Below are 13,799 nucleotides of genomic sequence, written 5' to 3'. Positions count from 1 at the left end.
GGCCCGGCTGCCGGACACCATGCCTCTGGTGCTTCAGCATGCGCCAGAGATCCATACCTGGCGGTGCGCGTGCACCACACCGGCCGCCACTCCGCCGCTGCCGAAGGGGCCGTCCGGGTCGATGCCGAGGCGGGTGTCTGGTCGCTGGCCTACCGCAGCGGCACGGAGACCCTGGTGCTCGCCGGAGAGGAACAGCTGGGCCAGGAGCATCCTGGCCCACCGGCTTCCCAAGCGCCTTCGCGGCCACCGGCGCATCTCTCCCTGGGGCGATGAACATCCGCCGCCAGGCCCTGAACCGTCGTGATGCGCAACATCCGCGCGACGCACGGCCACCCGACCGGTTCCGGCCGTGCGCGCCCGGGCATGAAGCCCCGCGACCGGGCCAAACCGATCCTGCGCAAGCGCCGGTGGAGGTAAAGGTGAGGTGCGGAACGACACCTGCCCTTGGCCATGGCGTTTTCGGTATTTCGGCGTTGCGCAGTGTGTCGTTGGCGTGCGTGCTGGAGCGAATGACGCGTGTCCGTGGCTAGCCTCGACTCCGCGCCCGACGTCGGGGCTGCCTTGCTCTGAATGCCCCGTCGTCGGTGAGCAGGCGTCTGGCGATGAGGCGTCGGAGACCTCCTGCTCCTGCGGGGCGAGGTCGCCGCGGCGCACCTGCCGGCGGGTGACCTCGTTTTCGTCGACGGTGACGAACTGCAGCAGCGTGGTGTTCACGGGTGTGTCCGCCAGGTCGGCGGCGATCTGATCAACCCGCTAGGACAGGGCTCCGGCGACGCCGCTGAGGGCGCGGTGGGTCTCCTCGGTCGCCGTCCCACCGGAACCTCCTGCGCGCAGGTACAGCTCTTGGAGGGTGTATGAGGTCGCGCAGATAGGCGGCCGGGAGACGGGGACATCACAGGCTCCGTGATCACGGAGTTGCGACGCTCCAGGGACACCGGATGGCGCCGTCCACGGCGATCTGGCCGCTGGCCACGACTCGGCCAAGTCCCGCGCCATGCATGGCGAGCGGGGCCTGCGCGGCCGGATCGCCCAGAACGGGACCAGGGCGCCTGTCCAGGCCACCCAGCGGTGGCAGGTCGAGCGCGCCCACGCCTGACAGACCGCCTTCCACCGGCTCGCGCGCTGCTACGAACGGCGGATCAGCGTCATCGAAGCCCTCTTCGACCTCGCCGACGCGATCATCACCGCCCGTAGCCTGATCCGCCGAGCCAGGACCGCCCACCGCGGGGAGGGACGTCCCCGCCTCCGACCATGAACGACCACGTGCCTTCCCCCGAAGTGTAGATCGCACCGCTGAACGGCCTCAGCGCAATCCGCTCCGCTTGATCTCCCTTCAAACCGGGGCCGGAACGGCCTACTTCTCCTGGTTGCCTGCCAGGAAGTCGGTGATCCAGTGGTTCGTCTGCGCAGGCACGGCGGTGGGCATAGCGAAGTGGGTGAGCTCGGCGAGGATCTCGATCCGGGCGTCCGGTACGGCCTTGCGGACGCGGACTGCGACGTTCGCGGCGTCGTGGACGCCACTGCGGCCGGCGAGAAGGACCAGGAGCGGGACGCTCAGCGCCGCGGGGTCCGGGCGGCGGCCGACGACCAGTTTCCGGTTCGAGAAGCCCGAAGCCGCCAAGGCATAGAGCCGCTTCCAGCCCAGATCGGTGTCGGTCCCCGCGGTTTCGCGGTCCAGAAAGGCCCGCGCACGGGCTTCCGTCGGGCGCAACAGAATCGGCAGCGAGCGCAGCAGGAAGCCCAGGCGGTAGTTGGCGAAGCACTGGGTCGGGTCGAGCAGTACCAGCCGATCGACCCGCCGTGCGGCGTGCAGGGCGTAGGCCAGGGCGATCCAGCCGCCGTAGGAGTGGCCCAGCAGGTGCGTGCGGGACACGGCCAGGCCGTCGAGCAGTGCATCCAACCAGGCCATCAGGTCGGTGGTGGTGCGCAGCGGGCGCCCGCCGGGGACGCTGCGTCCGGCATCGCCGAGGATGTCGACGGCCAGCACCCGGTGCTGCGTGCCGAGTGCCGGGGCATTGGCGAACCAGACTGCGCCGGTGGAGCCACCGCCGTGCAGAAGGAGGACCGGGGTGGCGTCAGCGGGGCCGTAGGCGTGGACGCGGGTGGTGCCGTACGGGGTGGGAACGTCGATCTCGGTGGTACCGGTGGGCCAACGGGCGAGGAGTGCGTCGTAAGCGGCGAAGAAATCTTGGGATGAGGACACGGTGAACCCCCGGGGACTCGTCTCGTTGACCAAGTGTCTCGCTTGGCGAGATACTAGCCCGGTGAGTGATGACACCAACCCCGCGATGCGGCTGGTCCACCTATTGCGCGCAGTAACCGTGGAATTCGACCTGCGCGGCGCCGAGTTCGCCGCGCGAAACGGCCTGCACACGACCGATCTGCGGGCTCTCATCCACCTGCTTGACGCCGACCGGGCGGGCACCGACGTCTCCCCAAGCCGACTCGGTGCGGCGCTACGGCTCAACTCGGCTGGTACGACTGCCCTGTTGGACCGGCTGGAGCGCCTGGGGCTCGTCCGCCGTAGGCGCGATGAAAACGACCGGCGGCGGGTTGTGCTGACGGTGGAACAGAAAGCGATGGAACTGGGCCGGTCCTTCTTCGGCCCGCTCATCGCCAACCTGGTCGAGGCAGCCGAGGACTTTACCCCGGCCGAACTGGACATCGTTCACCGCTACCTGACGGCTGCCCTTCAAGCAGCCGCTCCCGGCCACAACGCGTCGACGGCCACCGCCGGGATGTCGCCAACACGACAACCGTTCTCACGGCGGTGCGGTCAGCCATGATGAGCAGGACATCGACCACGAGCACCTTGGTGTGTCGTCGATCCATAGGTCGACAACTCATCTGACGGAGAGGGTCAGATAGCCAGATCCTCACAAGGCGCCCGGCCGGACCTCTGATGTACGGACCGCCTCCGGCTCACCGGAAAGGTGCTGGTCCATCGCCGCCGCATTGCGCTGTGCGACGCGCACGGGCCCGGCCGACAGGGGCGGCTCCCTGCCGGCCGGGCCCGTGCGGCAGTGCCGGCGGCGGTCGGAACGCCGTACGGAGGCCGCGAGGGCGCGTTCATCGCTTCCGCAGGCCGAGGTTGCCATGACGGTGCTTGGGGGATTGCTGCGGGTCGTAGCCGGGGAAGGGACGATCGAAAAGCCAGTTGTAGAGCATCTCCCGGCAGTATTGCGGCTGGAACGCCGGCACCTGGTGCCCGGAGCCAGGCACGCTGACCTGCGTCAGATTCCTGTGGTGGCGCACGAATCCCTTCGGATTCCCCTGCGCCTGCGTCCAGACCGTCCGGGGAGCGTTGCGCCACTCCGCGTGCGCGTGCTCGCCTTTCTGCCTCATGAGGTCGTCGAGCATCTCCTCCGTGCTGCGGTGTCCGCAGGCGGTGTCGAAGTTCCCGGTGTAGAGCAGGGTTTTGTAGCCCTTTTCGATGATCTCGGAGTACTGCCCGGAGGAGTCCGCCATGTTGTCCTTCACCAGCCATTCGGCGACCGGGCCCTCGTTGTCGGCGCACTGCCAGGTGACGTCCGCGGGGACGTGCAGGGACTCCTTCACCGCCTTGCTGTCGAGGTAGACGCGCAATGCCCCCATGGGTAAGTCGTCCCATCACCGCACGTCGTAGACGTCGAAGTTCCCTCCGTAAGCCACGGTCCGGTCCACCAGTTTGTTGCCGAGATCGGTGGCCTTCTCCATTTCTCCGGCAGCGAGGGCGGCTTGGTATTCGGCGTAGGCGTCGTAGAGCGCGTCACGCTGGCTGATGCCGAGGAACCCGGTCGTGTAGACGTAGTCGATCAGGACGCGGAGCGACAGTTCGGGTTTGATCCAGCCGTTGCCGACGGCGATCCCCTTCAGATTGATGTGCCGTTCGCCCGCGTTCCGGCGATTCTGCTCGTCGATCTCCAGGGCGATCGTCGGCACGTACTTGCCGGCATAGCTCTCCCCGCAGACGTACACCGGGCATTGGGCGTACTCCGGGTGCGCGGCGAAGAATTCCTGTAGACCCTCCCAGAACATCCGGCCCAGGGTGCGCTCGTCCTGGACGTACTCCCCGACGTCGGAGTAGCTGTATCCGGTGCCGACCGGCTGGTCCCAGAAGATGACGTGTGCTTCCTGGTTCCAGGAGTTGGAGTTCACCGATATGGTCCCGGTGGCATCGTCGCCGATGGACAGCGGCCCGTTCTCCAGGAACAGACCCAGCAGCGAGGAGGCACCGGGCCCGCCGTTGAGCCAGATCAGCAGCGGCGTCCGGCTGATCAGCTCCTGCTGGTTGTGCGCCTCGAGGTAGGGGGTGCAGGTCTGACTCTCGAAGAACCAGTAGAACAGGTGGTTCTTGGTCCCCGGGTGCTCCGTGCTGTTGAGGTGCACGTGCCCGGAGTAGGAGCGGACCTTCTTGGTGGCTCCGGTGCAGAAGTCGATGCGCAGGGTGTCGAGGATGTTCGCCGGAATCGAGACGACGAGGTCGTCTGAGGACACGGTTCACCTTCCGTTCGGCAGCAGGGTCACGGAGCCAGGGGGCGACGGCGCCGGGACTGCGTGTGATAGGAGCCGGTGAACAGCCCGGCCGTGCGCTCCGGTTGCTCCAGAACCCCGATGCGCTGGCCCTGGAGCAGTTGCAGCGCGGGGAACCGGCCCTTCTCGAACAGCAGGATGTTCAGCGACCCGCCGTACTTGAAGTTCCCGATCTTCTCGCCCTTTTCCACCGGGACCGGCGTCGTGAGGCCCGGGCCGAGGCCCTGGAATTTCTCCAGGAAATTCACGGAGGCGATCGAGTTGAGGCCGACGGGCACCAGTCCGACGAACCCCACCTCGTTGTGTTCTCCCTTGGCATCGGGGTACCAGGTCTTGATGATGAGGTATCCCCGGCGGAAGTTGTCGAACATCTCGTAGTCGTAGCCGTAACCGACGTTCCCCTTGTTGAGCAGTTCGGGGAAGTCCCGCATCCCGTAGTAGGCACCGCCGATGTCGCTGCGGGCCTCCACCACCTGACCCCTCACCGGGGCGTGATACCAGTGGTAGGAGTCGGGCATGAGGATGCACGACACCGCCGTACCGCCGAGGAACATCTCGGCGTAGTCGGAGTCGCCGAGCAGCTGCCTGACGTTCATGGTCACCGTCTTGACCGGGATCGGCGTTTCCTCGGTCAGCTCATCAACGATCATGTTGATGACGCAGTCGGCCGGGGCGACCACCACGCTGTCGTCGTCCTTGTGGTCGATCGGCCTCCTGCCCTCTTTGAGGTCCCGAACGAAGAAGTCGTTGAAGTTCCGCCAGGGACCGGGCTCGAAGTCGTCCATGCGCTTGTGCCCGAGCTCGTCGACCCACTTCTGGATGAGTGCCTGCCCCTCGGGCCCCTCGTCGTCCATCTGCAGGCCCTGCAGGTTCGTGAAGTCGGCGGTCATCTTGTACCCCGGCCCGGAGGTGACGAAGACCATGCCGTAGTCGTTCTCGTAGTTGAGCCAGCTGAACTTCTCGATGTAGTCCAGCCCGTTGTTGACCCCCGACTTCCAGTGGTACCACTCCCTGAAGAACTCGCACAGGAACTGGATGTCCTTTCCCTTCCAGTCACAGCGCACTTCTTCCGGTGTGTCCTCCGGGTACGGCACGACATTCGCGACCGCCGCGTCATACATGGTCTTGAAACCCTCGTGGTCGGTTTCGTACCACAGCGTGATTTTCTTGAGGAAGTCGTCGAGGTTCGCCGAGTACTGTTCGTCGCCCTGCATCACTTTCCTGTCTCCTTCCACGCGAGGGAAGTTGACCCCGCGGACGCACTGGATCCTGCGGGCGGCGGGGAGGGCCCGGCCGGGCCGTCCCTCCCCGCCGCGTGAGGCTTGATCGTCAGCCGCAGATGGGGTTGACGGCGAGGTCGTCGACGTTCACCGCGTAACCGTCGCAGCCGCCGCGGATGTTGGAGAAGTGGTACTGCAGGTGCGGCCGGGCCACCAGGGGCTTGACCAGCGAGACGTACTGGTAGGCGTCTCCGTGTCCGGCATCCTGGAGGACGGTGTACGCCTCGTCGGGTGTCAGGCCGGCCTGGTCGGTGATCGGCATGACGCCCGCCCAGGACGAGGTGTGGTAGACCGGCTGGTCGATCTCGCCCTCAAGCGTGGCGTGGAGTTCGATCGACTTGATGCGGGAGGCGCCGTCGTTGGTGTTGTAGACGAGCCGCCAGTCGGTCACCTGCGACATGTCCTGGGTCTTGCCGCTGGGTGAGCTGCCGTCGGCCACCATGAGCGTGGCGTTCGGGAACGTCATGTGGACCTCGTCCGCGGCCGCGTCGAGGAGTTGCTGCAGGGACAGCTGGTCCGCCGCCTTCACCCCGTGGGCGACCGACGCGGAGGCCGGCGTGGCCGCCTGTGCCGCACCGGTTCCCGCTACGCCAGTCACTGCGAGTCCACACGCGACGATGACGACCGCGAGACTGTTCCTGAGCTTCATCAGCTCTCCGTTCTCTTCTCGGAAGGGGACACTTCTCGGAATGGGGACACACTCATCCGCCCCTGGTCGGCACAAGGACAGCGATGCGCCTGGCCGACAGGAAGCCCTGAGCGCGACCCACCATTCCGTCACGATGAGTGCTCGATCAAGAGCGAAATGTAGTCATGGGGTTGCGGGTGAGTGTGCGGTCAAGAAGGCCGAAATCCCTGCCCTGTCTGCTGCAGGGCAGCGGAGGTTGAAGTCCTGCCGAGACCGGAAGAGATCACCAACAGCAGTCGCCGCGATCGGCGCTTCAGGCGAGCAGCGCCTGCGCCCACACCGCCTTGCCACCCGTCGAGCCAGGCGTGATACCGCGCGAGTGCCGAGCACCTCCACCAGCGGCAGGCCCGCCCCATCACGACCTCCTCGGGCCAGGCATCCGGGGCGGGCGCCCACTCTTCGCACACATTAACGAGCTCGATTCGCAGCGTGCCAGCCTCGACACCGAGGGCCAAAAGCCGCGCACCCGCCCCGTACCTGTCCGTGGAGCATGGCAACGGACGCCGGGACCACAGGGGATGCGCGAATGCCCGTACGTCCGACCGGAGTTGGAGGCCAATCGTGTGCGAGGCCCACGATGGCGGGCGGACGGGAGCGGTTGCCGCAGCCGGCCCTCGCACACTCCGTCAGCGTGCGGGGCGGGCCGCTCCCCTCTGTGGCTGCCGGGAAGGGGTCCTCAGAAGCCGAGGTCGCCGAGTCCTGGGTGGTTGTCGGGGCGGCGGCCCAACGGCCAGAAGTACGTGCGCTCGGATTCGGCGATCGGGAGGGAGTTGATGGAGGCGTGGCGGGTGCGCATCAGGCCGTGCTCGTCGAACTCCCAGTTCTCGTTGCCGTAGGAGCGGTACCAGTTCCCGGCGTCGTCGCGGTGCTCGTAGGCAAAACGGACGGCGATGCGGTTGCCGTCGTACGCCCACAGCTCCTTGATCAGCCGGTAGTCGAGCTCGGTGTTCCACTTGCGGGTCAGCAGCGCGACGATCTCGTCTCGGCCCGTGGCGAATTCGGAGCGGTTGCGCCAGCGGGAGTCCACCGTGTAGCCGAGCGACACCTTCTGCGGGTCGCGGGTGTTCCACGCGTCCTCGGCCAGTCGAACCTTCTCGATGGCGCTCTCCCGGGTGAACGGGGGCACCGGTGGGCGGGGCGTGTCAGCCATGCCGCCTCAACTCCTTCGAAGTCTGGAGGCCGGCGGGTCAGCGTGCCCGCGGACCCACGGACCCGCTGACCTCGGAAACATTGGAGAACGAACGTTCTCTCCGCGCTTGATAGCGTAGAGAACGTTGGTTCTCCATGCAAGGGGGCTTAGATGCTGGACCGGGAAACGGCGCGGATGCGCGTGCTCGAAGCGGCCGAGGAGCTGTTCTACAGCCAGGGCATCCAGGCAGTCGGGATGGATGCGGTGCGCCAGGCTTCCGGGGTTTCGCTCAAACGCCTCTACCAGCTGTTCCCCTCCAAGGAAGAGCTGGTGCTGGAATTCCTCCGGCAGCGGGACAGGCGGTGGCAGCAGGCGCTCGCCGGCTACGTCGACGCACAGCCGACGCCCGAGGAGCGGATCCTCGCAGTGTTCGACTGGCTGCACACGTGGTTCTCCGAGCCCGACTACCGCGGATGCGCCTTCATCAACTCCTTCGGCGAGCTGGGCGCAGTCTCACACGAGGTCGCCGAGCAAGCCCGGCGCCACAAGAAGACCTTCCACGACTACCTCGCCAGCCTCGTCACGGCAGCTGGGCGGCCCGCCGAACTGGCCGATCAGCTCGCGCTCCTCGCCGAAGGAGCGATCACCACGGCAGCCATCTTCGGCACACCCGAACCTGCGCACCGGGCACGAGAGGCTGCGCTGATCCTGATGCACACGCCGTGACAAGGGCACGCGAGCCCGACCGGGAGCGGTCGCACAGGAACGGACGCCGTCGAGCACCTTGATCAACCGGCTCAAGGACCGGCGCGGCATCGCCCCACGTTTCGGCCAGACGCCCGAGAGCTACATCAGGCCCCTCCCGCCACGGACTGGGCTACGTCCCGAAGCCACCCAGGCCCTGGCGCAGTTCGCCCTCACCACACCCGACGTCCATACCGTGTCGGCGTACGTGCTGCGCCGCTGGCCGGTTCGTGACGGTGTCGGCCGCGCCGGCGCGCGCTTTTGCCACGGGTCCGTCACCGTGTCTCCCCGGGGGTATCCCACGTTCCCCCTTTGGTGCTGCAATGCAATGAACTGGACTGCTACGTACGGGGGTTGAACGGTGCTGTATGTGCGCGATCTGGTGCGCGAAGTGGTGGCAGAGCACGCGGCCCACGAGTTGCCGCTCGTCGACAGTCTGCGGACGTTGGACGACGACCGGGTCGTCCGCACCCTCGCCGGGGGCGGGCAGAAGCGGGAGCCGCTCGGGTTCGGCTACGCCGAAGTGTCCGCGCTGGTCACTCCGGTTGTCTGGCTCGTCCTCGATCAGGCAGCCCGCCGCACGGTCGACCGAGCCACGGAGGGCCTGCTGGCGCGCGGCCGGGCCGGCGTGCGCAGGCTGCTGCGCCGGGCGCCGGGCGCGCCGAGCCGCACGCTGATCGCGTTGGACCCTGTCGAACTGGCGCTGGTCAGAACGCGCATCGTGGAACAAGCCACCGAGCGGGGCGTCGACCGCCGGGAGGCCGAGGCGCTGGCCGACAGCGTCGTGGCGCGGATCGCGACGGCGGCCGCGGCCGACGAGGCCCGCCCCGAAACCCCTGGTGCGGGCTCGTGAAGGCCCGCACCGCGCTCCGGAGCGCGACCGGGACCGGCCCCCGCTTCGCGCTGCTGATGGTCCTCGTCGTGGCGTCGAGCATCCCCACGCTCGACACGCTGCTCCAGGATGTCCCGGTCCTCCTCGGCCTGCGGGACGGCCGGGAGGCCCTGCACGGTCCGTCGGGGTGCGAGTACGCCGCCGGATTCGACCCCGGCAGCAGCGATATGGAGAACCTCCTGAGGGCCCTGATCCGGCCGGACACCCTACACAAGTGCATCGGCGACCACACGCTCGTCCCGTACCGCGGCGCCCTCGCCACCCTGGTGCTGCTCGCCCTCGCGGCCGCGCTGTACTGGTGGCTGCCGACGGCCCGCGAGCGGTGGCGCCGGACGGTGCCGCTCGAAACCGTCGACGCCGACGGCACACTGCGGGCCGAGCTCGCCGCGCTGTGCGCCCGCACCGGCGTCCGCGCGCGGTTGCGCTTCCGGGTCGACCCGACGCGGACGACCTCCGGCGCCAGCGTCCACGGCCGCTCCGGGAACTACACCGTCTTCCTGCACTCCGGTCTGCTCCCCCGGCTCGACACCGACCCCGAGGGCTTCCGCGCCGTCGTCCTGCACGAACTGGCCCATGTGCACCACCACGACGTGGACTACGCCTACGCCAGTACCGCCCTGTGGCGGGCCTACGTCCTGCTCGCCCTGATCCCGACCTTCGCCGTGACCGGCTGGCTCCTCTTTCTGGCGCTGTCCGGCACCAAGTCCCCTTGGTGGCCCGGCGCCGCGGCCAACCTGCTGGCCCCCGTGCTGGTCGGACTGCTGCTGGCCGTGCTGGTGCATCTCGCCCGGGCCGACCTGCTGCGGCGGCGCGAACTGTTCGCCGACCGCCGGGCAGTCATCTGGGGTGCGGATGACGCCAGTTGGCAGCGCCCCGACCCCGTCGGCCCCGTGGCACCGTGGCTACGGCGGCTGACCGCGCTGCTCGGGACCCACCCGCGATGGGAGGAGCGGCGGCGCGCGCTCGTCGACGCCGGCCGCCTCCACCACGTCAGCGCCCTGGCGATGTTCCTCACCGGCATCTCGGCGGCGCTCCTGAACCAGGCCCTGGCGACGCTTCCGGTCCTGTCCGGTGGCCCAGGCTCCATCTGGATCACGGTCGGCGCGGTGACCCCGGTGCTCTGCTTCGCCCTGGGACTGCCGCTCGTGCGGGCCTCGGGCACGTCCGACGGAGACGGGCGGTCCGCCGCGGTGGCGGGCCTCTGGCTCGGCTTCGGCCTGCTGCTGGGCGAGTTCGTGTCCAGCGGTGAGTACCGGATCGACTGGATGCTGCCGCAGCCCCAGTACTTGCTCGCGTTCCTGCCCATCGCGGCCGTGCCCGCGGTGTGGTGGTCCCAGTCACTGCGCCAGGCACTCGCCCTGCCCCGGCGGGGTCGCTGGGCGGCCGCGGTGTGCTGCGCGCTGGTGACCGCGACCGTGCTGTGGGCCGGGCTGCAGTGGTGGCGGACGGCGGGTCGGGCGCTCGCGCTGGGCGCCGTCACCCAGGGCGCGGAACTGGCCGCGTACTACGCCCGGACGGTCCCGGGCGACTGGCACGGCTACGGCCCGGACCTCTCGGCCTTGACCACCGGCCTCGTCCTCCTCACCCCGCTGAGCGACGAGATCCTGGCCGGGGCCGCCGCGCTGCTGATGTGGCTGGTACCGCTGGCCCTCGCCCTGCTCCGGCGTACGGGCCCGACGGGCACGGGGCTGCGGCTGCGCCGGACGCTCGGCGCCGGCCTCGCCGGGGCCCTGGTGTGCGGGGCCGGCCTGGTCCTGGCCCAACTCATGATGAACCAGTCACGGCCGGCGACGAAGGGACCGGCCGGCCCCTTCATCGTCGTCCATGTCTGGTGGGTGACCGTGACGGTCCTGGCGGCCTGCCTGCTGACGGCCGCCGTGGTGGCCGCCCGCTCCCGCCGGCACTGGCTGCCGCGGGCGCTGATCGCCGCGCAGATGGTCCAACTGCTCGCCTACGCCGAGGTGTTCCTGCTCTTCTCCGCCGACGGCTGCCTGGGGCCGCTGAACACCGCCTTCGACGTGTGCCGGTGGCGCCCCCGCAACGGCCTGATCATCGACGGCCCGGTCACCTCCCTCACGCTCGTCAACGCCGTCCTCGGATCGGCCGGCGCGGCGTTGGCGGGGGCGGGTCTGGCGTGGGCGGTGCGCCGGCTCCGCAGCCGGCCGACCGCGGACAACGCCGAAGAACCGGCATCGAGGGCGGCCGGCCGCCCGCCCTCGATACTCCTGAAGGCGGGCACGCTCCTCACGCTCGCCGTACCGGCGATGGTGCTGGCCGCCGTGACCTTCACCCAGGCAACCGCCCCCGATGACTCCCGCCTGTGGCAGGAAGCGGCCGATACAGCCAGGAAGCAACGCGGGCCCGCCCCGCCGGCGCAGGCACCGCAGACCCGCGCCTGGCAGGCGGCGTCCTGGCTGAACGACGGCGGGACCCGGCATGCACAGCAGATCAACGCCGCCTCGATCGCCCTGGACTCCGAACTCCTCAAGGCCGCCTCGGGGAAGCGCAACGCGGACGGGAAGGTCGCGCTGGATGAGAAGGCGTTCCACCGCCTCTGCGGTGCGCTGAGCCAGCGGGTCGAGGAAGCCCGGGACTACTTCCCCGTCCCGGACCGGGACCTCCAGAAGAACTGGTCCGCCGCGCTGAATCAGGTGCACCACGGTGCCCAGGACTGCCAGGAGGCGACTTCCCCGCCCAAGGGCGCGCCGCACCGGACCGACGCGGAGCGCGAGCGCCTCTTCGCCACATCCCTCAACGAGATCGTCAGCGGAATGCGCACCTTCGGCGCCACGGTCCAGGACATCAAGACGGCCGCCACTTCGCTGACCAAGTAGCTCCCACGGTGCCGCCGGCGGGGTGCGTGACGGGCAATCCGCCCCTCTCGTATTGACAATTACGCGCTCGTCGACTCAGGACTGTTCTCCGTACCGCTTGAGTGCCATCGGGAGGAACTTCCTGAGGATGACTCTCCATACCCGGTTGCGGTGCGTCACGGCATGTTCGAGTGGGACGAGGTGGCACCCCAACTTGCGTTTCGCCTCGTAGGCGTTCTGCATCAGGTCGATTCTGGCCATACCCAAGCCAATCATCTCCTCGATGCTGCGATAGTAACTGACCTGATAGACCCGCAGTTCACGCGAGCAGTCGTAGTCGAGGCCGATGCGGATCGCCACCGCACTCTTCTCCCCGAACAGGAAGATCAGGAATCCCACCAGACGGTCTCGCTGCCAGCAGGTGACCGCCCTGGCCGGAATCCTCGGGTCGGTGGAGAGCACGGTCATGAACTCCGGTGTCCAGACATCCAGCCGGGACTCCGCACGGTCGAGTACCGCCTGATAGAGCGGCATCATGGACGGTACGAGGTCCTCGAATCGTTCACGCACCTCGACGCACACGTCTTGATGATCGGCAAACCTCGCCAGATTACGTCGGATGTTACGCCGGCCGTTCCTGGACAGAGAGGCAACATATTCCTCGAAGCTCTTGGCGCGCAGGCGGAGCCATGCATGGGGAAGCCCTGGAACGCGGAAGTATCCGGCTCTTCTCAGAGCCGGATCCAGCCACTCCAGTTCCGACGGCGAGAAGTCCTTGAAGACGGTCCCCCGGGCGCCCAGCGAGGCAGCCAGCTGCTGCACCGCATCGACCAAGAGGTGTGGCGCGGTCTCGGGGAGCCCGCCCTCACGCAGGACCCTCCCTTCGCCCAGGAGATGTCCGCAGATCAGAGCCTTGATGCGCAGCGGTCTTCCCGTGATGAGGCGCAGAGGCCGCAGTGCTCGGCGTCCCTGGGATCCCACGACGTCTTCCAGAACCAGTTCGTCGAAGAGGCACGTCGGCAGTACGGCCTGTAGCTGCTGTCCTCGTCTGAGCAGGATGTAGTGATAGGAATCCGGGCCGATTCCGGTCCGCTCCATAGCCTGGAAGAACGCGTAGCCGTAGATCGGGTCGTCGGACGGTGCGAGCTTCTGCCAGACCTCCGGCGGGATCTCGGAGACGCTGTCGGCCACTACGACCCGCCAGCCGGATCGAGAATCCGAAGGCGTCTGTTCAGGGCTGACCACCGTCACACTCCGAAGGTGTCGAGGACAGATCCTTGCATTCCGCGACCTGCGCCCTGGGGCCCAAGGGAAACCCGAGAGCGCGTCGAATACCTTATTCGGCTCCACACCGGAAACGTGGAGAGCAACATGGGCCTGGCGAGCTGAACCCCCAAATTTTCCGAGCCACGGGTCAAGGATGGCACGAACTTCCTCAGCCTGGCGCGAACCAGGCAGGTCATCCGGCCCTTGCGGCCCCAGGTCCCGGCACGCGGCGGCGCTGTGGACGAGCGTCCTCCGTTCCAACTCGCACTCCAGAATGGCTATTTGCTCCGGGCCGAGTCTCGGGCGGCATATCTCACGCCCAACGGCTACCGGAGCCAGCCGGCGGCTCGTGGTGCGGCGAAGTGCGTGGAGAGGAGGCTTCGGGTAAAGCCCCCGAGCGCGGCGCCGCCTGCGAACGATGAATCCCCAGAAATCCCCAAGAAATCCCCAGACCGCTTCCGCTCGTAGTGAGTAA

The 13,799-nt window shown here is 68.2% G+C and carries 10 protein-coding genes and 2 pseudogenes; 5 read left to right on the top strand and 7 right to left on the bottom strand.

Going from position 1 to position 13,799, the window contains the following annotated elements; all coding sequences use genetic code 11:
* Positions 1-33: 33 nt before the first annotated feature.
* Positions 34-210, bottom strand: a complete 177-nt coding sequence (locus tag ACRAS8_RS34455; protein WP_438489959.1) for a hypothetical protein — start codon at positions 208-210, stop codon at positions 34-36.
* Between the two features lie 745 nt (positions 211-955).
* Between ACRAS8_RS34455 and ACRAS8_RS34450 the strand changes: the two are divergent.
* Positions 956-1,255: pseudogene (locus tag ACRAS8_RS34450) on the top strand (IS5/IS1182 family transposase); the annotation flags it as partial.
* A 99-nt stretch (positions 1,256-1,354) separates the two neighbouring features.
* Here ACRAS8_RS34450 and ACRAS8_RS34445 read toward each other — a convergent pair.
* The gene (locus tag ACRAS8_RS34445; protein ID WP_438489958.1) at positions 1,355-2,203 is read right to left on the bottom strand and encodes an alpha/beta fold hydrolase; all 849 of its coding nucleotides are present in this window, start codon (positions 2,201-2,203) and stop codon (positions 1,355-1,357) included.
* Between the two features lie 85 nt (positions 2,204-2,288).
* Here ACRAS8_RS34445 and ACRAS8_RS34440 point away from each other — a divergent pair, with 85 nt between their 5' ends.
* Positions 2,289-2,786: a MarR family winged helix-turn-helix transcriptional regulator gene (locus tag ACRAS8_RS34440; RefSeq protein WP_438490680.1), complete on the top strand. Its 498-nt coding sequence runs from the start codon at positions 2,289-2,291 to the stop codon at positions 2,784-2,786.
* A 283-nt stretch (positions 2,787-3,069) separates the two neighbouring features.
* Here ACRAS8_RS34440 and ACRAS8_RS34435 read toward each other — a convergent pair.
* The 4 genes and pseudogenes from ACRAS8_RS34435 to ACRAS8_RS34420 all read right to left on the bottom strand — a co-directional run bounded on the left by ACRAS8_RS34435 (position 3,070) and on the right by ACRAS8_RS34420 (position 7,630).
* A pseudogene (locus tag ACRAS8_RS34435) lies at positions 3,070-4,476 on the bottom strand (S10 family serine carboxypeptidase-like protein).
* Between the two features lie 26 nt (positions 4,477-4,502).
* Positions 4,503-5,726, bottom strand: coding sequence for a phosphatidylserine decarboxylase (locus ACRAS8_RS34430; RefSeq protein ID WP_438489957.1), 1,224 nt, complete (start codon positions 5,724-5,726; stop codon positions 4,503-4,505).
* 115 nt (positions 5,727-5,841) lie between these two features.
* Positions 5,842-6,441: a hypothetical protein gene (locus ACRAS8_RS34425; protein WP_438489956.1), complete on the bottom strand. Its 600-nt coding sequence runs from the start codon at positions 6,439-6,441 to the stop codon at positions 5,842-5,844.
* A gap of 715 nt (positions 6,442-7,156) precedes the next feature.
* Positions 7,157-7,630 carry a DUF1348 family protein gene (locus ACRAS8_RS34420; protein WP_438489955.1) on the bottom strand — a complete coding sequence of 158 codons (474 nt, stop codon included), beginning with the start codon at positions 7,628-7,630 and terminating at the stop codon, positions 7,157-7,159.
* Between the two features lie 150 nt (positions 7,631-7,780).
* Here ACRAS8_RS34420 and ACRAS8_RS34415 point away from each other — a divergent pair, with 150 nt between their 5' ends.
* The 3 genes from ACRAS8_RS34415 to ACRAS8_RS34405 all read left to right on the top strand — a co-directional run bounded on the left by ACRAS8_RS34415 (position 7,781) and on the right by ACRAS8_RS34405 (position 12,079).
* Complete coding sequence (locus ACRAS8_RS34415) at positions 7,781-8,335, top strand: TetR/AcrR family transcriptional regulator (RefSeq protein ID WP_438489954.1); 555 nt, start codon at positions 7,781-7,783, stop codon at positions 8,333-8,335.
* Positions 8,336-8,723: 388 nt separating this feature from the next.
* Entirely contained in the window at positions 8,724-9,206 is a 483-nt protein-coding gene (locus ACRAS8_RS34410; protein WP_438489953.1) for a hypothetical protein, read from the top strand.
* On the top strand, positions 9,203-12,079 hold the full coding sequence (locus ACRAS8_RS34405) for a M48 family metalloprotease (RefSeq protein ID WP_438489952.1): 2,877 nt from the start codon (positions 9,203-9,205) through the stop codon (positions 12,077-12,079). Before ACRAS8_RS34410 ends, ACRAS8_RS34405 begins: the two co-directional genes overlap by 4 nt.
* 75 nt (positions 12,080-12,154) lie before the next feature.
* Here ACRAS8_RS34405 and ACRAS8_RS34400 read toward each other — a convergent pair whose 3' ends face one another.
* The gene (locus ACRAS8_RS34400; protein ID WP_438489951.1) at positions 12,155-13,309 is read right to left on the bottom strand and encodes a GNAT family N-acetyltransferase; all 1,155 of its coding nucleotides are present in this window, start codon (positions 13,307-13,309) and stop codon (positions 12,155-12,157) included.
* Positions 13,310-13,799 lie beyond the last annotated feature (490 nt).

The organism is Streptomyces sp. S186, assembly GCF_051603415.1.
GTDB lineage: Bacteria > Actinomycetota > Actinomycetes > Streptomycetales > Streptomycetaceae > Streptomyces.
This window is presented reverse-complemented; position numbering and strand designations above follow the sequence as displayed.